We start from the raw sequence: 21,600 nt of genomic DNA on the forward strand, positions 1-21,600 counted from the left end.
GGGGGACCGCGAACCTCGACAACGCTAAACTGCCGAAATCGGAAAAATGCGAAATATCCGGATTTAGTCACCCATTCGAGTGAGGTGACTGCGGCGGCGCACAAAGCTCGGCGCGCGAAACTGCCCGCATCGCACAGGACCCAGCGCACGAAGCTGCCCGCGTCGCATAGCCCTCAGTGCGAAGTTGCCCGCATCGCACAGCAATCAGCGCCCGAAGTTGCGCGCGTCTGCACAGGACTCGCTGTGCGAAGTTGCACGCGTCGCACACTGAACGCAGATGCGCGAACCTGCGCGCGTCGCCATACGACTGAGTGCGCGACACCTGCGCGCTTCGCTACAGGACTGAGTGCATGAAGTTGCGTGCGTCGACGCACGAACTCGGCGCGCGGAAAAGGAGCAAGCGGAGCGCTTACGCAACCCCGCTTGCTCCTTGCGACGGTGAGACCAGACGGTGAGACCTGGACGGTGAGACCCAGACGGTGAGATCTCGACGGTGAGGCCTACGCGAAGGACCTACCTCGGGGCGTTCGCCACGCCCTCCGGGAGGAACCGAGCGCCCGTGACCTTCTCCGAGACGCCCTCACGGTCCAGGTACGGTGTCACGCCGCCCAGGTGGAACGGCCAGCCCGCGCCGAGGATCATGCACAGGTCGATGTCGCGGGCGTCCGCGACGACGCCCTCGTCCAGCATCAGGCGGATCTCCCGCGCCAGCGCCTCCGTGGCCTCGGTGCGGAGCTGTTCGGCCGTCGACGGGGTGGTGCCGACCTCGAGCAGGGCCAGTACCTCCGGATCGGGGGTGCCGTCCTTGTCCGTGAAGCCGCGCTTGCCGGCCTCGACCACCCGGGCCAGGTTGGCGGAGACGCCGAAGCGGTCCGGGTAGGCGTGGTGCAGGGTCTCCGCGACGTGGTGCGCGACCGCCGGGCCGACCATCGTGAGCAGGGCCATCGGGCGCATCGGCAGGCCGAGCGGGTCCAGGGCCGAGTCGGCGACGTCGATCGGGGTGCCGTTGTCGACCGCGGCCGTGACCACGCCGAGGAAGCGGGTGAGGAGGCGGTTGACGACGAAGGCCGGCGCGTCCTTGACGAGGACCGACGACTTCTTCAGGGCCTTGCCGACGGCGAACGCGGTGGCCAGGGTCGCGTCGTCGGTCTGGGCGGCCCGGACGATCTCCAGCAGCGGCATCATCGCGACGGGGTTGAAGAAGTGCAGGCCGACGACGCGTTGCGGGTGGGTCAGGTCGGCGGCCATGTCGGTGACCGACAGGGACGAGGTGTTGGTGGCCAGGACGCAATCCTCGCGCACGATGGCCTCGACCTCGGCCCAGACCTGCTTCTTGACCTTCAGGTCCTCGAACACCGCCTCGAGGACGAGGTCGGCGTCGGCGAACGCGGCCTTGTCGACGGAGCCGCCGATGAGGCCCTTGTACTTCGCGGCGCGGCCCGGGTCGAGGCGGCCCTTGGCGACCAGCTTCTCGATCTCGCCGTGGACGTAGCCGACGCCCTTGTCGACGCGCTCCTGGTCGAGGTCGGTCAGCACGACCGGTACCTCCAAGCGTCGCACGAACAACAGCGCCAGCTGTGAGGCCATGAGGCCCGCGCCGACGATGCCGACCTTCGTGACGTCGCGGGCCAGGTTGCGGTCGGGTGCGCCCGCGGGCCGCTTGGCCCGCCGCTGGACCAGGTCGAACGCGTAGAGGCTGGCCCGCGCCTGGTCGCCGAGGATCAGGTCGGCGAGGGCTTCGTCCTCGAGGGACGTCCCCTCCTCGAACGTGGAGGATTTGGCCGCCGCCATCAACTCCAAGGCCCGGTTCGCCGAATGCACCGCGCCGTGCAGGCGCTCGTCCAGCTGGTGCTTGGCGAAGTACAGCACCCCGTCCCACATGTCCCGGTCGACCTCGGGCCGCGTGACGGTGATCGATCCGTCGACGACGCCCTCGGCCCAGGCCAGGGACCGCTCCAGGTAGTCGGCCGGCTCGAAGATGGCGTCGGCGATGCCCAGCTCGTGCGCCTGGGCCGGCTTGAGCTGTTTCTGCGTGAGCGGGTTCTGCAGGATGACCTGGGCGGCGCCGGCGATGCCGATGAGGTTGGGCAGCAACTGGGTGCCGCCCCAGCCGGGGACGAGGCCGATCGCGACCTCGGGCAGGGCGAGCGCGGCCGCGCCGGAGGACACGGTGCGGTAGTGGCAGTGCAGCGCCACCTCGAGGCCGCCGCCCATGGCCGCGCCGTTGATGAAGGCGAAGGTCGGGACGGGGGAGTCCTTGAACTTCTTGAAGACCCGGTGGCCGTACCGCCCCAGCTCCAGCGCCTGCGCCCGCTCGGTGAGCAGCGGCATGGCGGTGATGTCGGCGCCGACGCAGAAGATGTACGGCTTGCCGGTCAGGGCGATGAACTTCGGGCCGGCCGCGATCGCCTCGTCGATCGCCGCCTCCAGGCTGGCCAGGCCGCCCGGGCCGAACGAGTTGGGCTTCGTGTGGTCGAACCCGTTGTCGAGGGTGATGAGCGCGGCCCGTTCGCGGCTCGGCAGGGTGATGAAGCGCAGCAGCGCCTTCGTCACGACCTCGTTGGGGTTGCTCAGCGCGGCGGTCACTTGTCGCCCTTCCAGTTCGGGTTCTCCCAGATCACGGACGCGCCCATGCCAATGCCGACGCACATGGCGGTCAGCCCGTAGCGCACGTCGGGCCGCTCCGCGAACTGCCGCGACAGCTGCGTCATGAGCCGCACGCCCGACGACGCCAGGGGGTGACCGACGGCGATCGCACCGCCCCACTGGTTGACCCGCGGATCGTCATCGGCGATCCCGAAATGATCGAGAAATGCCAGCACTTGTACGGCAAATGCTTCGTTGAGCTCAAAGAGTCCGATGTCGTCGATGGTGAGCCCGGCCAGGCGCAGCGCCTTCTCGGTGGAGGGGACCGGACCGAAGCCCATGACCTCGGGCTCGACGCCGACGAAGCCGTAGGAGACGAGGCGCATCCCGATCGGCAGGCCGAGCTCGCGGGCGACGTCCTCGGCGGCCAGGATCGACGCCGTCGCCCCGTCGTTGAGGCCGGCCGCGTTGCCCGCGGTGACCCGGCCGTGCGGGCGGAACGGGGTCTTGAGGGTGGCCAGCTTCTCGAGGCTGGTCTCCCGCGGCGCCTCGTCGACGGTGGCCAGGCCCCAGCCCGTCTCGGGGTCGCGGGTGGCCACGCTGACCAGGTCGCCCTGCAGCTTCCCGGCGGCGTAGGCGGCGGCCGTCTTCACCTGCGAGGCGTAGCCGAACCGGTCGGCCCGCTCCTTGGTGATGCCGGGCAGCCGGTCGTGCAGGTTCTCCGCGGTGGAGCCCATGACGAGCGCGGACGGGTCGACGAGCTTCTCGGCGAGGATGCGCGGGTTGGGGTCGACGCCCTCGCCCATCGGGTGGCGGCCCATGTGCTCGACGCCGCCGGCGATGGCCACGTCGTAGGCGCCGAACGCGATGCCGCCGGCGACGGTGGTGACGGCGGTCAGGGCGCCCGCGCACATGCGGTCGATGGCGTAGCCGGGCACGGTCTTGGGCAGCCCGGACAGCAGCGCCGCGGTCCGCCCGATGGTCAGGCCCTGGTCACCGGTCTGTGTGGTGGCGGCGATGGCGACCTCGTCGACCCGCTCCGGCGGCAGCTGCGGGTTGCGCCGCAGCAGCTCCCGGATACAACGGATGACCAGGTCATCGGCGCGGGTGTTGGCATACATCCCACCGGCCTTGCCGAACGGGGTACGCACGCCGTCGACGAAGACGACGTCGCGGACAGCACGGGGCACGGGTGTCCTCCTAGTGGCGAATTAGGAGCCATGTTACTCGCCAGTAGGTGGGCCCGTGCTGTGAACCCTTTCACCCGCCGGAAGGCTGACAAAGGACACGAATACCTCGTCGGGCGATAAATCCGATATGTCGCGGCGCGGAGCGCCCGATATATCGTCGCCGGCCACGGGGCCGGGCCGGGGCCCGCGCGCGCTGGGGCGCGCGGGATCACTCGGCCGGTTTGAGTGCCTCCGTGAGGCCGGGGGAGACGAGGGCGACCTGCCACGGGCGGGCGCCGTAGCCGGCGAGGACGGCGCCGACCGCCTCGGTGGCGAGCTCTTCCGGTGGGGACCAGGCCAGGCGCCGTACCGAATCCGGGGTTATCAGGTTTTCCGGGGGCAGGTGGTTGGCCGTGGCCAGGCCGGTCACCACCTCCCGGCAGCGGGCCAGGCGGGCGGCCGCGACCGGGTCGCGCTCGGCCCAGCGGTGCGGCGGGGGCGGACCCTCCGACGGCGGGGTGGTCGGCAGCTCCTTGTCCGACAGGGCGCGGGCGTCCGACAGGGCCGTCAGCCAGGTCGGGGCCAGGCGGCGCACGGAGCGGCCGCCGAAGCCGGCCAGGGCCAGGAGGCTCCGCTCGTCCTTCGGGTCGGCCTCGGCCGCGGCGATGATCGCGGCGTCGGCCAGGACCCGGCCGGGGCTGGCGTCGCGGCGCTGGGCGATCTCGTCGCGGGCCGTCCACAGCGCGCGGACGCGGGACAGGGCGCGGGCGCCGCGGACCCGGTGGATGCCCGACGTGCGGCGCCACGGGTCGGCGCGGACGCGGGGCGGGTCGCCGGCCGATGCGACGAGGGCGGCGAACTCCTGGGCCGCCCACTCGGTCTTGCCCTGCTTGGCGAGTTCCTCGACCAGGATCTCGCGCAGCTGCAGCAGCAGTTCCACGTCGAGGGCGGCATAGGTCAGCCAGGACGCCGGCAGGGGACGGGTCGACCAGTCCGCCGCCGAATGGTGCTTTTCCAGGGTGTACCCGAGCAGGCTCTCGGTCAGCGCGGCCAGTCCGACCCGTTCGAAGCCGCACAGCCGGGCGGCGAGCTCGGTGTCGAACAGTCGGGTCGGTCGCAGGCCCAGCTCGGTCAGGCACGGGAGATCCTGACTGGCGGCGTGCAGGATCCACTCGGTCGGCGAGATCACCTCGTCGAGCTCTGGCAGCTGCCCGAACGGCAGCGGATCGATCAGGACCGTGCCCGCGCCGGCCCGGCGGAGCTGCACCAGGTAGGCGCGATGGGTGTACCGGTAGCCGGACGCACGCTCGGCGTCCACGGCCACCGGGCCGGTGCCTTGGGCGAACCGCTCCACGGCGCGGGCCAGCTCGGCCCGGTCCGCGATCGGCTCAGGGGTCCCGTCTCGGGGGGCGGTCAGCAGGACGGGCTCGGTCTTTGGGTCCGGAATGCCCGGACTGTCTGCCTCTTCGTCCCGACGCCGCATGGGGGGTTCGTCGGTCACGTCGACAACCGTACGTTGCGGCACAGGTCGCCGTGTGCAGCCGGTCCGGCGCGTCGGCGTTCTTGAGTGTGTAGAGACACGGTGAAAGGGACAGACAGCCCGCTCTTGTAGCCGGTACGGTTCGCGAGCGCGGGCGGTCCGGTTATGTACAGAGCCTGCATCGGTGGTCGCGGCACTTGTGCGGGCCGTCTAGGGTGAGGGCCGACCGCGGTGTTGCCGATTGCATTGCTGCAATTACGGCGAAACGGGCCTTGCAGGCAGCGAGACCGAAACGGGGCGGAACCGTGACAGGAAGGAACGAGAAGTCATGACGGCCGGGTATGACCCCTCCAACCCGGTGGCTTCCGGCAGCTCGGAATACGACGACCGGCCCCGCCACGCGGCTCCCGGCGACGATTCCGAGCGACTCGGTCCACTTCCTCCCCGGATCACCCAGACCGGCTCGTTCCCGGCCACCGGACCCCTGCCGGCCCAGCCGACCAGTGCGAGCCCGCTGCCGCCGCAGCCGACGAGCTCCTGGCCGGTCTCCGCGCCCGCCGGGCCGGTCTCCGGGCCGCCCCCGCACAGCGTCCCCCCGGTCAGCGCCGCCCCCCGCCGCAGCCCGTTGGCCGCGATCTCCCTGGTCCTGGCGGTCCTGCTGCTGATCGTGGTCGGCATCCAGGCGGCGTTCATCGTCGACCTGGAGAAGAAGGTCGACAAGGCCGACGCCGCCGCCAAGGCGGCCACGACCGCCGACGCGCCGCGGCTCAAGTCCCTCGAGGACCGGGCCGACAAGCTCGAGCAGAAGACCGGCGGGAGCCTGGACGCGGCCGAGGTCGCCGCGACGGTCCGGCCGAGCGTATTCCGCGTCACCACGAAGTATGCGATCGGCACCGGCTTCGCCATCGGCAAGGCGCCCTCCGGCGGTGGCACGAACCTGATCACCAACTACCACGTGGTCGCGGACGCCTACGAGAAGGGCGAGAAGGACGTCAGCCTGGAGCGGACCGACCAGCGGTTCCCGGGCAAGATCATTGAGGTACACCCGGACAAGGATCTTGCGGTTCTCCACACGGAGGAAGAGTTCTCCAAGCTCGCCGCCGCGTCCGCCGCCCCGAAGGTCGGTGAGCCCGTCCTCGTCATCGGCTCCCCGATGGGCCTGGAGGACACCGTCACCACCGGCGTCGTGAGCGCGTTCCGCACCCTTCAGGGCGAGCAGCTCATGCAGTTCGACGCGGCCATCAACCCCGGTAACTCCGGCGGCCCCGTGTTCAACGCCAAGAAGGAGGTGGTGGGCGTCGCGACGCTGAAGGCCCAGCAGGCCGAGGGCATCGGTCTGGCCATCCCGATCTCCGTGGTCTGCGACACCGTCCCGTCCGTCTGCTGAGACCCGCTGTACTCCGATGCAGCTTCCCCGGCGACAACCCGCCGGGACCGCACCAACCCGGCGGCGCTTCCCGGCCGCGTCGCCGGTCTGTACGACTCCCACCGGCGCGCTGACCGGGGGGACGATCAGGAGGTTACGACCATGACATACCCCCCGCAGGGCAACCCGAACGACGGCTACGGCTACCCCGACCCCAACGCCCCGAGCGGCGCCTACCCGCCGCCGCCCGGGCAGGCCCCGGCCTCCGGCCCGCCCGGCTACCCGGCCGCGGCGCCCGTGTCGCCCTACGGTGAGCAGCCCCAGCCCCAGCAGTACGCGCCGCCGCAGTACGGCCAGCCCGTGCCGCCGCAGCCGCAGCCCGTCCACGACCAGGGCACCTCCCAGCTGCCCGCGTACGGCAACGAGGCCTCCTACAGCCTCGACCCGTCGGTCTCGGCCCCGCCGACCACCGCGATGCAGCAGCCGGCCCCGCCGATGTCCGCGCCCCCGATGTCGGGCCCCCCGATGTCCGGCCCGCCGATCGGCTACGGCCCGGTCTCCGGCCCGCCGACCACCGGCTTCCCCGGCCAGCCGCTGGCCTACCCGCCGGCCGAGCCGCCGAAGAAGCGCGGCCTCGCCGTCCCGCTCCTGGCCGGCCTCCTGGCCCTGGCGGTCATCGCCGCGGGCGTGTTCGTCGGCCTGTACGTCCAGAAGTCGGGCCAGCTCGACAAGGCCAACCAGCAGTCGGCGCAGCGCCAGGCCTCCCTGGACCAGTCGAACAAGGACCTCGACCAGACCCGCAAGGACCTCACGGCCAAGGCCGACGAGCTGACCAAGGCCCAGCAGGACCTGCGCGGCACCCAGGCCGACAGCACCGAGGCGAAGCGCCAGCGCGACGTCATCGGCACCTGCCTGAAGCTGCTGTTCGATGCGCTCGACGCGTCGGCGGCCGGCGACAAGACGACCACCCAGAACAAGATCAATGAGATGGACAAGCCCTGCAACGAGGCTGAGGTCCTGCTCGGAATCTGATCGGTGTCATGAGAGAAGCGCCCTCCTCGACGGGGGCGCTTCTCTATGCGTGCAGGGCGGTCACACCCGGCGGCGGCAGGCCGGCCGTGGAGGCCAGCAGCCCGCACCAGGCGTGCACGTGGGCCTGCATGTCCTCCGTCGTCGGCGTCCACGAGGCCCGGATCTCCAGGTCGGCGGCGGCCGGCGGGCCCGCCAGGTCACCGAACCGGGTCGACATCGTCTGCGTGACCGTCCCGCCGATCGCGGTGTAAGCGGCGCTGTAGCCCTCCAGGGCATCCACCAGCCAGCTCCAGCCGACCCCGGGCAGCAGCGGATCCGTGGCCATGTCCGCCTCGAGCTCCGCCGTCACGTAGGTCACCAGGCGCATCGTGCCGTCCCAGGCGTCATGGCCGGCCGGGTCGTGCAGCAGGATGAGCCGCCCGGTCGCCACCTCGTCGCCGTGGCGCAGGACCGTGCCGCTGATCGCGTGCGCGTAAGGGGCCAGCCGCTGCGGCGCCGGGACCTCCTCCAGCGTAATCTCCGGCCGGGTGGTCACGGCGCGCAGCTCCTCCACCGCCCGGGTGAACGTGGGCGGAGTCGCGGTCGATGGCGCCATAACGGAAGACTAAGACCGAAACGCGCGCAGGGGGTGCCGCCGCGCCGCCCGCGTACACACAGTGAAACGATGGGCGGCACCATGAAGCTTCTTCTGCGCGCCGCCCGCGGCGAGGCCGTGCCCCGTCCACCCGTCTGGTTCATGCGTCAGGCGGGCCGCTCCCTGCCCGAGTATCGAGCGCTGCGGGCCGACGTCGGCATGCTGGAGTCCTGCCGCCGCCCCGACCTGGTGTGCGAGATCACCCTGCAGCCGGTACGCCGGCACAAGGTGGACGCCGCGATCCTGTTCAGCGACATCGTGGTACCGCTGCGGGCCGCCGGTATCGACCTGGACATCGTCGCGGGCACCGGCCCGGTGGTCGCGTCGCCGGTGCGCACCGCCGACGACGTGGCCGCCATCCGGCCCCTGGAGCCGGGCGACGTCGCGTTCGTGGCCGAGGCCATCCGCCTGCTGCTGGCCGAGCTGGGGGAGACGGCCCTGATCGGCTTCGCGGGCGCGCCGTTCACCCTGGCCAGCTACCTCGTCGAGGGCGGACCGTCCCGGCACCACGCGAAGACGAAGGCCCTGATGTACGGCGCCCCCGACGTGTGGCACGCCCTGTGCGCGCGGCTCGCCTCGATCACCCGCGTCTTCCTCGAGGTCCAGATCGCCGCCGGCGTCGACGCCGTGCAGCTCTTCGACTCCTGGGCCGGCTCCCTGTCCGAGGCCGACTACCGCCGCTACGTCCTGCCGCACTCCCGGGCCGTCCTCGACGGCCTGACCGTCCCCCGCATCCACTTCGGCGTCGGCACCGGCGAGCTCCTGCCGGCCATGGCGGAGGCCGGCGCGGACGTGGTCGGCGTCGACTGGCGCACGCCGCTCGACGTGGCCGCTTCGCGGGTGCCGGGCAAGGTGCTGCAGGGCAACCTGGACCCGTGCGTGCTGACCGCCCCGTGGCCGGTGGTGGCCGCCGAGACCCGCCGCGTGGTGGCCGAGGGCAAGAAGGCACCCGGCCACATCTTCAACCTCGGCCACGGCGTGCTGCCGGAGACCGACCCCGACGTCCTCACCCGCCTGGTCGAAGTGGTCCAGAGTTCCTGATCAGCCGGTCGGGCGCCAGCGGGGCCAGCCGTGGTCGCCGGCCAGCTGGGACAGGCGGGAGGCCAGCATCAGGGACGTGGCGGGCTCGGCCGACTGCAGGCGGTAGTGGACCAGTTCGGCGATCTCGGGGGCCCGATACTCGGCGTGCTCCAGGAGCTGGAGGGTCACCGACCACCAGTATCGGTCCTCGTCCGTCGCGTGCGGTGCGCCCGCGCGGAACCAGTCGGCCAGGCCGTCGATCAGGTCGTCGCCCACGCCGTCGGGGTCGGTCAGGCGCAGCGCGGCGCAGACCCGCGGGACCACGTCGTCGTCCCAGCCGGAGAGGTGGCCGCGGACCAGCGTGTGCAGCGAGGCGTGGCCGAGGGCGCCGGCGGCGTCGATCTCCAGCGAGTAGACGTTGTCGCGGGCCAGACGTTCGTGCAGGACGGGCAGGACGCGGGTGTCGCGCCGCCGGGCCAGGCCCAGCAGGGCCTCGCACCGGGTGTCGTCGTGCGGGTCCTCGAGCCTCGCGGCCAGGGTGTCGCGGATCGACTTCGTGTCCACTTCGGACAGTTGGGTGCCGAGGGCGAAGCAGGCCCAGTCGCGCACGTCGTCGTCGGGGTCGGCGCTCAGGCGGATCAAGGCGTGGACGGTGTCGTCCGGTGCAGTCTCGCCCAGGACGCTGGGGAGGGCCTGGGCGACGGCCCGGCGGACGGCGGCGTCGGTGTGGCGGGCCAGGGGCAGCAGCAGCGGCAGGGCGGCGTCGTCGTAGCACCAGGCGACCGCGTCGGCCAGCTCGGCGGCCGACGTCAGCGGGGAGTTGAGCAGGGCGGCGATGCTGCGGGCGGTCGGCTCGGCGTCGTCGGGGTGCGGCTGGTCGGGCTGCGGTGCGGCCGGCGGGGGCGGGAACAGCAGGTCCGGGTCGTCGCAGTTCGGGGAGCCGCCCAGGGCGGCCTCGTCGTCGGCGGCGGTCCAGGTGCCCTCGGGGGACCAGTGGTCGGCCGGGGTCCAGCCGTTCGCGGCCGGCCACGGTGGTGGGGGCTGGCGGTCGTTCGGCGGGGTGCGGGGCTCCGGTGTGGGCCAGGACTCGGCGGGGACCTGCGCGTTCGTCGACTGCCTGTGGTCCTGGGCGGGAGCGGAGGCCGGTTGGGGGTCGGAGTCGGGGGCCGAGCGGGCGTCGGGGATGGTGTAGTTGCCGCCCGACAAATCGCCGTAGTTCGGGACAAATCCCGATATGTCGGTGTTCGGGTTGGCGTAACCCCCCGAGCCGCCCGTCGAGCCGGCGAAATGCGGGATGTCGTTGCGGAGCGGACCCACCTCGTTCGCCGCCGGCCGGCTCTCGTGATCGAAGCCGGCAAAACGGTCAGACCGATCCAACGCGTCCGGGGTGGGGGCCGGGTCGGGAGCGCGCAGGTCGGCCAGGTCGGCGATCACCTCGGCCAACGGGCTCAGCGCCAGCTCGTCCAGGTCGGACTCGGCGCCCAGCGGGTCGTCGGACGGTCCCCGGGCGGCCGGAACGAAGAGTTCCTTGCTGCTCGGGAACAGGCCGGACACGTCGGTAGGGCCGCCGGGACGGGGGTCCGGTGGCTCGTCGGGCGCGGGGCGGGAGGACGCGAGGTCGCTCATCCACGAGAGTGTGCGCGCCTTACGGCGGATCTTCCAGAGGGGTTCGCCCCTCAGATGGACAAGGTGGGGTGGACGATCACCCTACTCGATGACATATCGGCCGGGCGCGGGCGCGGGGAGCTCGCCTCGGAGCGTGATCAGCGGTGGCGGGTCTCGAGGCGCAGCGACTGCCACGAACCGTCCGCGGCCCAGCCGCCGTCCACCGACAGGGCAGTACCATTGATGAAGCCGCTTTTGGTGGGGTCCGCCAGAAATGCCACGGCTCGTGCGATGTCGTCGGGCTGGGCAAACCTGGCCATCGGGACCTGGTCGGTGATGTCGCCGTCCACGTAGGCGCCGCTCGACTGGGACTCCACGTCCATCTCGGTCTTGACCCAGCCCGGGCAGACCGCGTTCACCCGGACGCCGCGGCCGCCCCATTCGGCGGCCAGGGTGCGGGTCAGCCCGATCAGGCCGTGCTTGCTGGCGTTGTACGCGACCCGGTCGGCCACGCCCAGCAGACCGGCCACCGAGGCGATGTTGACGATCGAGCCGGCCCGGCCGGCCAGCATCCCGCGGCCGAAGGCCTGGCACAGCAGGAACGGGCCCGTGAGGTTGACGTCGAGGACCCGGCGCCACTGGGTGGCGGTCGTCGCCTCGGCCGGGGCGATCGACGCGATGCCGGCGTTGTTGACCAGCACGTCGACGCGGCCGTAGCGGGCCTCGACCGCGGCCGCGAAGCGGGTCACGTCCCGCTCGTCGGAGACGTCGCCCACGAACGGGAACGCGACGGTGTCGACGGCCGTCAGGTCGATGGCGGCCACGACGTAGCCCTCCTCGGCCAGGACCTCGGCGGTCCGGCGGCCGATGCCGTGAGCCGCACCCGTGATCACTGCCACCCGCTCGTCGCCCATCCCGCGACAATAGACTCCAGGTATGAGCGAGCGCGTCGTGGTCGTCGGTGGAGGGATCGCCGGGCTGGCCGCGGCGCATCGGGTGCACACCCTGCGGCCGGACGTGGACGTCCTCCTGCTGGATCAGCGGGAGCGGCCCGGCGGCAAGCTGTCGACCGGGGTCCTGGCCGGGCACACCGTCGAGCGCGGGGCCGAGTCGTTCCTGGTGCACGGGCCGAGCGCGGCGGTCAACCTGGCCCGCGAGGTCGGGCTCGGCGCGGCCGTGGTGCATCCGACCGGCGCGAAGGCGGCCGTGGCCATCAACGGGACGCTCCAGGAGCTCCCGGCCGGCACCCTGATGGGCATTCCGCTGCACGGACCGGAAGCCGCGGCGCCCGGGCCGCTGTTGCGAGAACATCAAGACACGAGCGTTGGCGCATTGGTACGGCCACGACGCGGGGACGATGTCGTGGACCACTACGTCGAGCCACTCCTCGGCGGCGTCTACGCGGGCCGCGCCGACCGCCTCTCGGTCCGCATGGCGCTGCCGGCCCTGGCCCGGGCGGCCGAGCACCACACCACCCTCACCGAAGCCCTGGCCGAGGCCACCCACAACCCGGATCGGGTGCCCGGAGCGCCGATCTTCGGCGCCATCGACGGCGGCATGAACCGGTTCGTGGACGCCATCGCCGCCACCCTGCCCGACGTCCGCGCCGGCACGACGGTCCGCGAGCTCCACCCGACCGCGAACGGCTGGCGCCTGGTCGTCGGCCCCACGAAGGACCCGCGGACGATCGACGCCGACGCCGTCATCCTGGCCGTCCCGGCCGCCCCCGCGGCCCGGCTCCTGCGGCGGGAGATCGACCTCGAGTACGCGAGCATCGCCCTCGTGGCCCTGGCGCTGCCCAGCACCAAGCTGCCGGAGCTGTCCGGGTTCCTCGTCCCGGCGACCGAGGGCCTGACGATCAAGGCGGTGACGTTCTTCGACCGCAAATGGGCCCACCTGCGCCACCCCGGTACAACCGTCCTGCGGGCCTCGATCGGCCGGCACGGGGACGAGGCGCAGCTGCGGCGCACCGATGCGGCCCTCGTCGACGTCGTCCGCACCGAGGTCGCCCGGCTCATCGGCGTCGACGCGCTGCCCGAGGAGCTGGACCGGGGGGTGTACCGCTGGGGCGGCGCCCTCCCGCAGTACGCGCCCGGCCACCAGGCCCGCGTCCGGGCGCTACGGGCCGGCCTGGAGGCGTCGCCGCCGATCGCGGTCGCGGGCGCGGCCTACGACGGTGTCGGGATCCCCGCCTGCATCACATCCGGGCGGACGGCCGCCGAAGCGGTCCTCGCCAGATTGGGAGAATGAGCGCCATGACGAGTACCAACGCCGCCCGCATCAAGGAGATCAACGACACCATCCGCTACACCATGTGGTCGGTGTTCCGGCTGGCGACGCCCTACGGAGCCGACAGCCGCGACGCCACCCAGGTCTCGGCGTTCTTCGCCGACCTCGCGGCCAAGGACGTGACCGTGCGCGGCACCTACGACGTGGCCGGGCTGCGGGCCGACGCCGACCTGCTGATCTGGTGGCACGCGCCGAGCGCGGAGGCGCTGCAGGAGGCGTACGCCGGCTTCCGCCGCACGAGCGTCGGGCAGCGGCTGGCCCCGGTGTGGTCGCAGATGGCGCTGCACCGGCCGGCGGAGTTCAACAAGAGCCACATCCCGGCGTTCCTGGGCGACGAGCACGCCAAGGACTGGGTGTGCGTCTACCCGTTCGTGCGCTCCTACGAGTGGTACCTGCTGCCCGACGAGGAGCGCCGCGCGATGCTGGCCGAGCACGGGCGGCAGGCCCGCGGCTTCCCGGACGTGCGGGCCAACACGGTGGCCAGCTTCGCCCTCGGCGACTACGAGTGGATCCTCGCGTTCGAGGCCGACGAGCTGCACCGGATCGTCGACCTGATGCGCGAGCTGCGCGCGTCGCGGGCCCGTCGGCACGTCCGCGAGGAGGTCCCGTTCTACACGGGCCGCCGCCGCGACATCGCCGACCTGGTCGCCAACCTGCCGTAGCACCCGTCTACCGCATGATGTTCGACCAGCCCGACCACACGCCGAGGCCCTTCAGCCACAGCTGGGTGACCAGGTTGCCGCCCGACACGGCGTAGATCTCGGTGTTGCCCGTCCACGGGTTCAGCACGACCACTGGGTCGGTGTCCAGGGCACCGCCGATACCGGCCCAGGGCGTCCAGCCACCACCGGGCATCACGAGGGTGTACCGCAACGTCCCGCCGTCGTTCGCGTAGATCTCGGTCGAGCGGTACTGCGGGTTGTAGAAGATCGCCGGGTCCCCGGACAGCGAGCCGCCGAGGTTGTTCCACGACGACCACTGCGCACCCGAGTAGTACTTCTGGATCAGGCGCCCCGACGACGAGCGGGCGTAGATCTCCGTCGTGCCGTACAGGGGGCTGCGGAACACCGCCGGGTCGCCGCGCAGGTCGCCGCCGAGGTCGTTCCAGCCCGACCAGCCGGACGCGAAGTACTGCTGGACGAGGCGGCCCGACGCGGACCGGGCGTAGATCTCGGTCGTCTTGTACACCGGGTTGTAGAGGATCTCGGCCGGGTCGCCCGCGAGGTCCCCGCCGAGGTCGTTCCAGCCCGACCAGCCACCCGAGTAGAAGCGCTGCATGAGGTGGCCGTCGGCGCCGCGGGCGTAGATCTCGGTCGAGCCGTAGCGGGGGCTGTAGAAGACGACGGGGTCGCCGGCGAGGTCGCCGCCGAGGTCCGTCCAGTCTGACCAGCGGCCGCCCTGCCAGTACTTCTGCGCCAGGTGGCCGTCGCGGGTGCGGGCGTACACCTCGACGGTCTTCGCGACCGGGTTCTGCAGCACGTGCGGGGTGCCGGCGATGCCGCCGCCGAAGTTGCTCCAGCTCGACCAGCCGTAGCCGGGGCTCCAGTACCGCTGCGACAGCCCGTGACCGGCGTCGGTGTAGACCTGCATCTGCGCGGTCGCGGCGTGCGGGACCGCGGTCGGCCCGGCGATCAGCGGCTCCGGCGGGTCGATGCCGGCCAGCCGCCGCAGCTGGTCCAGGGAGCCGTTGAAGACGTCCTTGTCATAGTTGCCGAGCTGCGTGTTGTCGCCGCCGGTGTACTGCCACAGCGTCCACCTCGACCAGCCGTACGGCAGCTTCGGCGTCGTGCCGCTCCAGCTGGCCACGTCCAGGGGGTAGGACGCGAACTGGGTGGTGTTGCCGACGCACTGGTTCCACCAGTTCGCGGCCGTGTAGATCATGGCCTTGCGCCCGATCCGGACCTGGATCTGGTCGAGGAACGCCTGAATCCAGGCCCGCATCGCCGTCTGGTCCAGGTCGTAGCAGGCGCCGACCGTGTTGAAATAGGGCCACTCGAGGTCGACGAACGGGACCAGGGTCTTCGAGTCGTTCACCCAGGCCGCGTTGTCGATGAAGATGTCGGCGTCGCCGACCGGGTCGCCGTGATCGGGCCGGGCCCACGTGTACGCGCCCGCGAGGAGCCCGGCCCGCTTCGCGTCGGCGATGTCCCGGGCGAAGTACGGGTTGATGTAGTTGTTCGTTTCCGTCGCCTTGATGTAGGCGAACTGCACACTCTGCGCGGCCTGACCGGCCCAGTCGATCGTGCGGAACGTGCTGTGGTCGTGGCTGGAGACGTCGATGCCCTTGACCGTGTACTGCGCCCCCGGCACGGCGGCCGAGGCTTCGGTGTGCTCATGTGCTCCGGCCTGCGCGCGGCCGTTGTCGTCGGGGGCCGCGACCGGGTTCAGCAGCCCGGCGAGCATCACGATCGTCAGCACGCTTCGCATTCGGGCACGCTATACGGATGAATCGGTCTTACGTGGCGTTTCCGAAATGTCCGACGCTTGGCGAACAGGCATTTCGCATCAATACGGCGTCGGGGTATAAGTCCGAAAAGTCGAGCGCAGCGCGGCGCGGCGCGCCCGACTTTTCGCGGGTCAGGTTCGGGTCTTGCCGCGGAACAGCAGCGCGGCCGCGGTCATCGAGAGCAGCATGAGGCCCACGCACCAGGCGACGGCCTTCCACGGGGCATGGCCGACGGGCTGGTTCAGGAGGAGGCCGCGCAGGCTCTCCGTGATCGGGGTGACGGGCTGGTTGCCGGCGAAGCCGCGCAGCCACGACGGCATGGTGTCGATCGGGACGAAGGCGCTGCTCGCGTAGGGCAGGAACGTGATGCTGAACGTGTAGCCGCTGGCCGCTTCCGGGGTGCCGGCGAGCAGGCCCATGCAGGCCGACAGCCAGGATACGGCGGCGATCGTCAGGACCAGGATGCCCAGGGCGGCCAGCCACTGGGCGGTGCCGGCGTGCGGGCGGAAGCCCAGGGCGAACGCGACCGCCAGGACCAGGGCGCTGGAGACGACGTTGCGGGCGAGGCTGGCGACGACGTGGCCGGAGATGACCGCGGCCCCGCCGACGTCCAGGGTGCGCAGGCGGTCGACGATGCCTTCCTTGAGATCGTTGGCGACCGAGACCGCGGTCATCGCCGAGCCGAACGACACGCACAGGAGCATCACGCCCGGGACGACGTAGGTGACGTACTCGGTGCCGGTCTGGATCGCGCCGCCGAACAGGTACACGAAGACGATCATCAGCATGACCGGCAGGGCGATCGACATGATCAGGGCCTCGACGTTGCGCCGGCCCAGGCGCAGCGCGCGGCCGCTCAGGACGGTCCACTGGGTTGCGGCCGAGCTAGACACCGGCGAGCTCCTTGCGGGAGGTGAGGGACAGGAAGACGTCGTCGAGGGTGGCGCTGTGCAGCGAGAACCGGCGGACCCCCGAGCCCGCCGGGTCGATCTCGTCGAGGACCGAGCGGACGTGGGCGGCGCTGCCGTCGGTGGTCACGCCCAGGGTCAGCGTGGCCTCGTCGCGCTGGACGACCCGGGCCCCGAGCCGGGCCGCGGCCGCCGCGAACACGGCCCGGTCGGCCAGGTCCAGGTCCAGGCGCTGGTCGCCGAAGCGGTCCTTGAGCTCGGCCGGGCTGCCCTCGGCGACGACCCGGCCGTGGTCGACGACGGCGATGCGGGCCGCGAGCCGGTCGGCCTCCTCCAGGTACTGCGTCGTCAGGAACACCGTGCGGCCGGCCGCGACGAGCTCGTCGACGACCTCCCACATGGCCTGGCGGCTGGTGAGGTCCAGGCCGGTGGTCGGCTCGTCCAGGAAGATCACGGCGGCCGAGCCGGTCAGGCCGGCGGCGAGGTCGAGGCGGCGCCGCATGCCGCCGGAGTACTGCCCGGCCCGCCGGTTGGCGGCGGCGGTCAGGTCGAAGCGCTCCAGGAGCTCGTCGGCGCGGCGGCGGGCGGCGCGGCGGGACAGGCCCGCGAGCCGGCCCGTCATCCGCAGGTTCTCGGCGCCGGTCTGCAGCTCGTCGACGGCGGCGTACTGCCCGGTGAGGCTGATCGCGCGGCGCACCCGCGCGCGGTCGCGGACGAGGTCGTGCCCGGCGACCCGGGCCGTGCCGCCGTCGGGGCGGGCCAGGGTGGTGAGGATGCGCACCGTCGTGGTCTTGCCGGCGCCGTTGGGGCCGAGCAGGCAGAACACGGTGCCGGCGGGCACCCGCAGATCCACGCCGGTGAGGACCTCGACCTTCCCGTAGGACTTCGTCAGCCCCGAGGCTTCAATCGCGTATGGAGTACGCTCTTCTGCGTATGTCGTACGTGGCATGCGTACGTTATACGCAGAAGTAAGATGTGGAGTCAATGAGCGAGCTGGAAAACGGCATACCGAAAGTCCTGGCCGCCGCCTGGGGCCTGCGTGAACGGCCCGGCAAGGGGCCGAAGCCCGGCCTCACCCTGGACCGGATCGTCGCCGCCGGGGTGAAGGTGGCCGCGACCGAGGGCCTCGGGGCGGTGTCGATGGCCCGCGTCGCCAAGGAGCTCGGCGCGGCCACGATGTCGCTGTACCGGTACGTGTCGGCCAAGACCGAGCTGCTCGACCTGATGGTCGACGCCGCGCTCGGCCCGGCGCCGGAGGCCGACCCGGGCCTGGGCTGGCGGGCCGGGCTGCGCGGGTTCGCCGACGACTACCTGGCCCTGCTGCGCCGCCAGTCCTGGGTGGTCCGGGTGCCGATCAACTCCCCGCCGATCACGCCCAACCAGATCGGGTGGATGAACCACGGCCTGGCCGTCATGCGCGACACCAGCCTCCGCCACGACGAGCGGCTCTCCACGATCATGATGGTCAGCGGCATGGCCCGGAACTGGGCTCTGCTGACCGCCGACATCGACGCCGCCGCCCAGGCCGCCGGCGGCACCACCGACCAGGCGATGGCCGAATACGGGCGGCTGCTGCACCTGCTCGCGGACCCGGCCCGGTTCCCGGCCATCGGCGAGCTCATCCAGTCCCGGGTCCTGGAGACCTCCAACACCCGCCCCGACGACGACTTCGAGTTCGGCGTCGAGCGGTTCCTCGACGGCCTCGAGGCGCTGATGGCCTCCCGAAAATAGCCTTTCGGGTGGTTTTCACCCGCTGCCTCACCCCCCGGTCGCGCGTTGCATACGTTGCGGTCAGAAACCTGGGGAGAGCGGAGCGCGGTGACAGCGACGGTCGAGCGGCGAACCCCGGTGACCCGAGCCGCATCCCCGGCCCGCGGGCGCGTCCCCGCCTGGGCCCCGCCGGCCGTGCTGACCGTGCTGGTCGCCGCCGGCCTGCAGTTCTACGGGGTGCCGGTCTGGACGACCGCGATCTTCCTGGGGTACGTCCTGGGCGCCATCGTCACCCCGGGCACCCTGATCTGGCGCGCGGTGCGCCGGCGCTCGGGCTGGATCGTCGAGGACCTCGGGGCCGGGCTCGCGCTCGGCTACGCCGGGGAGGTGCTCGCCTACATCCCGGCCCGCGCGATCGGGCTGCCGTACCTGGTGCTCGTCTGGCCGGCGGTGGTCATCGGCGCCTTCATCGCAGTACCCCCGCTGCATCGGTTCTGGCGGTTCAGCTCTGACCCCCGGGACCGCACACCCCTGTGGTGGTCGCTGATCCTGTCGGGGACGGCCGCGGTCGTCTTCTACTGGAGCTGCGTGCGCTTCTTCCGCACGCACGACCTGCGCGAACCGGGGATGCTCAGCCCCGACGCGGACTCGCCGTTCCACCTCGCGCTGATCGGCGACGCCAAGCACCACATGCCGCTGCTGTCGCCGTGGCTGCCGGACCAGCCGGTGCTGTACCACTGGTTCGTCTACGCCGAGATGGCCGCCACGTCCTGGGTCACCGGCATCGAGCCGCACGTGCTGCTGGTCCGGCTGGCGCCGCTGCCGATGCTGTTCGGCCTGGTGGCGCTGCTCGGGGTCGTCGGGCGGCGGCTCACCGGGGTCTGGTGGGCCGGTGCCGCGGCCGCCGTGATCACGTTCTTCGTGCTCACCCCGCTGCCGTACCACTGGCCCCTGGAGGGCTGGTTCTCGGCGTTCGGCACCAACGCGTTCGAGGACGGCTCGTCGCTGCGGGCCCAGCTGTGGACCAGCCCGACGCAGACGTTCGGGGCGCTGCTCTTCGCCGGCCTCGCCCTCGCCATCGTCGAGGCCCTGGCCGGGCACACCAAGGCCCGCTGGGCCCTGGTCACCGTGCTGATCGCGGCCGTGACCGGGGCCAAGGCGACGTTCCTGCCGATGCTCCTCGCGGGGCTGCTGCTCGTCGTCGCCGTCCGGCTGGTCACCCGCCGGCGCGTGCACCCGGGCGCGCTCTACGCCGCCGGGGTCACCTTCCTGGGGCTGCTCTTCGCCCAGTTCGTGCTGTTCGGCGGGGCGTCACAGGGCATGGCCATCGATCCGCTGCACTTCGCGCAGATCTCCGGCGCGCCCTACACGCTGAAGTTCGCCGCCCCCGAATACCCGCACCCGCTGTGGCGGCTGCTCGTCGTCACGCTCCTCACGGTCCTGTGCTGGGCCTGCATCTGGCCCGGGCTGCTCGGCCTCGGCCGGCTCGCCCCGACCATCCAGCACGCCCGGCGGATGCGCCGCGACCTCGGCATCGCCGCCGACCCGGTGATCGCGATGTTCGGCATCGGCCTGTCCGGCGTCGGCGCGCTCATGGTGTTCGGGCACGAGGCCGGGGCCGAGGGCTGGTTCATGGTCTCCGCGCGGCCCTACCTGTCCCTGGCGTCCGTCGTCGGCCTCGTGCTGCTGACGCCGCGGGAGTTGCCGGCCCGGCGATTACTGCTGCAGGTGTACAGCCTGATCGGCGCCGGAGCCGCGGTGCTGCTCGTGGTGCACAAGATCGGCTCGATGCACACGCCGAAGCTGCAGAACACCGGCAGCCTCGCGCTCACGACGTGGGCGTTGATCTGGCCCTACCTGCTCGCGTACGGGCTGCTGGGGGCGATCGGCTCCTGGGTGTACCGCCGCCGCTTCCCGGCCTGGCGGGTCCTGGTCTGCGCCATGCTCGCCGGCGCCTGCATGATCACGGCGCTGCAGCACGTCTACCTCATGACCCGCGCGTCCTACCTCGGCGGGTGGCGCGGCGTCGTGCAGATCGCCACGTTCGTCACCCCCGGCACGCAGGAGGCCGGCCGCTGGCTGCGCGACCATTCGGACCCGGACGACCTCGTGGCCACCAACGCCCACTGCGTCGGCGACCCCTACGCGCTGACCGGCTGCGACAACCGGCACTTCTGGTTCTCCGCCTACAGCGAGCGGCGCTTCCTCGTCGAGGGCTGGGGCTTCACCAACCGGGCCCATGAGGAGGCGGCCAAAGCGGGCGTCAACGCGATCTTCGCGCCGTACTGGGATCAGCGGAAGCTCGCGGACAACGACGCCGCGTTCTACCACCCGACCGCGTTGACCGTCGGCAAGCTGCGCGATCAGTACCACGTTCGCTGGCTGATGGTCGATGAGGGGTATCTGCTGCTGCCGTCGACGTGGATTCAGGACTATGCGCACTTCCGGTTCCGGGCCGGGCGCATCGCCATCTATCAGATGGGGGTTTCATGAGCACACTGGTCGATGTTCGGCAGGATCGTCTGGCCGGGGCGCTGGCCTGCCCGCGCTGCCATGCGGGGCTTGATGGTGATTTGTCCTGTTTGGTGTGCGGCCCTATGGGTGTACGCCACGGGGCGACGCTGGACTTCGGGGGGTTCGGGGAGTCCGAGCTCAAGGCCGACGCCCTCAACCGGGTCAAGGAGCTGGTCAAGACCCGGTTCCACCGGCTCTACCCGGCCGCGATCAAGGTGCTCTCCCCGGTACAGGACCGGCCCGGGCTCGTCACCCCGTTCCTGCGCAGCTTCGACCTCGACCGGGAGCTCGTCGCCGACCTCGGCTGCGGCACGCACCGGCGCGACGAGCGGGTGCTGTGCATCGACGGCGGCTCCTACGGCAACGTCGACATCGTCACCGACCTGCGCCGCCTGCCCCTCGCCGACGGCAGCCTGGCCGGCGGGGTCAGCATCGCCGTCCTCGAACACGTCCCCGACCCGGCCGCGCACATCGCCGAGATGCACCGCGTCCTGCGCCCCGGCGGGCGGATGCTCGTGTTCGTGCCGTTCATGCAGCCGTTCCACGCGTCGCCGTACGACTTCCAGCGGTACACCGAGGTCGGGCTGCGCGAACAGTTCGGCGCCTTCGAGGTGCTCTCCGTCAAGGTCGGGGCCGGGCCGACGTCGGGGATGCTGTGGGTGCTGCAGGAGTGGCTGGCGATGCTGCTGTCGTTCGGCAGCCGGCGCCTCTACCGGGCGATTCTGCCGCTGACGTGGGTTCTGTCCCCGTTGAAGCTGCTCGACCTGCTGCTGATCCACCACCCGATGGCCGCACAGGCGGCTTCCGGGTTCGTGATCGAGGTACAGAAGCGGGCTTGATA

The 21,600-nt window shown here is 71.7% G+C and carries 17 protein-coding genes; 8 read left to right on the top strand and 9 right to left on the bottom strand.

The features are described 5' to 3' along the window. Nucleotides 1–513: 513 nt before the first annotated feature. The 3 genes from ACIA8L_RS07995 to ACIA8L_RS08005 form a co-directional block, all read right to left on the bottom strand. Nucleotides 514–2,586: a 3-hydroxyacyl-CoA dehydrogenase NAD-binding domain-containing protein gene (locus tag ACIA8L_RS07995; RefSeq protein ID WP_395901601.1), complete on the bottom strand. Its 2,073-nt coding sequence runs from the start codon at nucleotides 2,584–2,586 to the stop codon at nucleotides 514–516. Next, nucleotides 2,583–3,776, bottom strand: a complete 1,194-nt coding sequence (locus tag ACIA8L_RS08000) for a thiolase family protein (protein WP_395901603.1) — start codon at nucleotides 3,774–3,776, stop codon at nucleotides 2,583–2,585. Before ACIA8L_RS08000 ends, ACIA8L_RS07995 begins: the two co-directional genes overlap by 4 nt. Nucleotides 3,777–3,984: 208 nt before the next feature. Next, nucleotides 3,985–5,256, bottom strand: coding sequence for an HRDC domain-containing protein (locus tag ACIA8L_RS08005; protein ID WP_395901605.1), 1,272 nt, complete (start codon nucleotides 5,254–5,256; stop codon nucleotides 3,985–3,987). Nucleotides 5,257–5,563: 307 nt separating this feature from the next. On the opposite strand from ACIA8L_RS08005, the gene ACIA8L_RS08010 reads away from it, so the two are divergent. Then, nucleotides 5,564–6,622 (top strand): S1C family serine protease, encoded by a 1,059-nt coding sequence (locus ACIA8L_RS08010; RefSeq protein WP_395901607.1) that lies wholly within the window; start codon nucleotides 5,564–5,566, stop codon nucleotides 6,620–6,622. Nucleotides 6,623–6,763: 141 nt separating this feature from the next. Next, complete coding sequence (locus tag ACIA8L_RS08015; protein WP_395901609.1) at nucleotides 6,764–7,633, top strand: hypothetical protein; 870 nt, start codon at nucleotides 6,764–6,766, stop codon at nucleotides 7,631–7,633. A gap of 43 nt (nucleotides 7,634–7,676) precedes the next feature. Here the strand turns inward: ACIA8L_RS08015 and ACIA8L_RS08020 are convergent, their stop codons facing one another. After that, on the bottom strand, nucleotides 7,677–8,228 hold the full coding sequence (locus ACIA8L_RS08020; protein WP_395901611.1) for a DUF3000 domain-containing protein: 552 nt from the start codon (nucleotides 8,226–8,228) through the stop codon (nucleotides 7,677–7,679). 69 nt (nucleotides 8,229–8,297) lie between these two features. On the opposite strand from ACIA8L_RS08020, the gene hemE reads away from it, so the two are divergent. Then, on the top strand, nucleotides 8,298–9,308 hold the full coding sequence (hemE, locus tag ACIA8L_RS08025) for a uroporphyrinogen decarboxylase (RefSeq protein ID WP_395901612.1): 1,011 nt from the start codon (nucleotides 8,298–8,300) through the stop codon (nucleotides 9,306–9,308). Here hemE and ACIA8L_RS08030 read toward each other — a convergent pair whose 3' ends face one another. Then, nucleotides 9,309–10,913: a HEAT repeat domain-containing protein gene (locus ACIA8L_RS08030; protein ID WP_395901614.1), complete on the bottom strand. Its 1,605-nt coding sequence runs from the start codon at nucleotides 10,911–10,913 to the stop codon at nucleotides 9,309–9,311. It lies immediately after the preceding gene. A gap of 137 nt (nucleotides 10,914–11,050) precedes the next feature. Next, a complete protein-coding gene (locus ACIA8L_RS08035; RefSeq protein ID WP_395901616.1) occupies nucleotides 11,051–11,806 on the bottom strand; it encodes an SDR family NAD(P)-dependent oxidoreductase in 756 nt (251 codons plus the stop codon). 22 nt (nucleotides 11,807–11,828) lie between these two features. On the opposite strand from ACIA8L_RS08035, the gene hemG reads away from it, so the two are divergent. Together hemG and hemQ are read left to right on the top strand one after the other, a co-directional pair. After that, complete coding sequence (gene hemG / locus ACIA8L_RS08040; RefSeq protein WP_395901618.1) at nucleotides 11,829–13,142, top strand: protoporphyrinogen oxidase; 1,314 nt, start codon at nucleotides 11,829–11,831, stop codon at nucleotides 13,140–13,142. Nucleotides 13,143–13,147: 5 nt separating this feature from the next. Then, nucleotides 13,148–13,843 carry a hydrogen peroxide-dependent heme synthase gene (hemQ, locus tag ACIA8L_RS08045; protein ID WP_395901620.1) on the top strand — a complete coding sequence of 232 codons (696 nt, stop codon included), beginning with the start codon at nucleotides 13,148–13,150 and terminating at the stop codon, nucleotides 13,841–13,843. Nucleotides 13,844–13,850: 7 nt separating this feature from the next. Here hemQ and ACIA8L_RS08050 read toward each other — a convergent pair whose 3' ends face one another. The 3 genes from ACIA8L_RS08050 to ACIA8L_RS08060 all read right to left on the bottom strand — a co-directional run bounded on the left by ACIA8L_RS08050 (nucleotide 13,851) and on the right by ACIA8L_RS08060 (nucleotide 17,484). Further along, a complete protein-coding gene (locus ACIA8L_RS08050; RefSeq protein ID WP_395901622.1) occupies nucleotides 13,851–15,608 on the bottom strand; it encodes a GH25 family lysozyme in 1,758 nt (585 codons plus the stop codon). Between the two features lie 150 nt (nucleotides 15,609–15,758). Next, entirely contained in the window at nucleotides 15,759–16,520 is a 762-nt protein-coding gene (locus tag ACIA8L_RS08055; RefSeq protein ID WP_395901624.1) for an ABC transporter permease, read from the bottom strand. After that, nucleotides 16,513–17,484: an ATP-binding cassette domain-containing protein gene (locus tag ACIA8L_RS08060; protein ID WP_395901626.1), complete on the bottom strand. Its 972-nt coding sequence runs from the start codon at nucleotides 17,482–17,484 to the stop codon at nucleotides 16,513–16,515. The genes ACIA8L_RS08055 and ACIA8L_RS08060 overlap by 8 nt, the downstream gene beginning before the upstream one ends. A gap of 35 nt (nucleotides 17,485–17,519) precedes the next feature. Here ACIA8L_RS08060 and ACIA8L_RS08065 point away from each other — a divergent pair, with 35 nt between their 5' ends. The 3 genes from ACIA8L_RS08065 (at nucleotide 17,520) to ACIA8L_RS08075 (ending at nucleotide 21,598) form a co-directional block, all read left to right on the top strand. Next, nucleotides 17,520–18,266 (top strand): TetR/AcrR family transcriptional regulator, encoded by a 747-nt coding sequence (locus tag ACIA8L_RS08065; RefSeq protein WP_395901628.1) that lies wholly within the window; start codon nucleotides 17,520–17,522, stop codon nucleotides 18,264–18,266. 87 nt (nucleotides 18,267–18,353) lie between these two features. Next, nucleotides 18,354–20,738 carry a hypothetical protein gene (locus tag ACIA8L_RS08070; RefSeq protein WP_395901630.1) on the top strand — a complete coding sequence of 795 codons (2,385 nt, stop codon included), beginning with the start codon at nucleotides 18,354–18,356 and terminating at the stop codon, nucleotides 20,736–20,738. A 104-nt stretch (nucleotides 20,739–20,842) separates the two neighbouring features. Continuing rightward, nucleotides 20,843–21,598 carry a class I SAM-dependent methyltransferase gene (locus ACIA8L_RS08075; RefSeq protein ID WP_395901632.1) on the top strand — a complete coding sequence of 252 codons (756 nt, stop codon included), beginning with the start codon at nucleotides 20,843–20,845 and terminating at the stop codon, nucleotides 21,596–21,598. The last annotated feature ends 2 nt before the right edge of the window (nucleotides 21,599–21,600 follow it).

Origin of the sequence: Dactylosporangium sp. NPDC051541, assembly GCF_044454505.1 — a bacterium.
In the GTDB taxonomy this organism is placed as follows: Bacteria; Actinomycetota; Actinomycetes; order Mycobacteriales; family Micromonosporaceae; genus Dactylosporangium.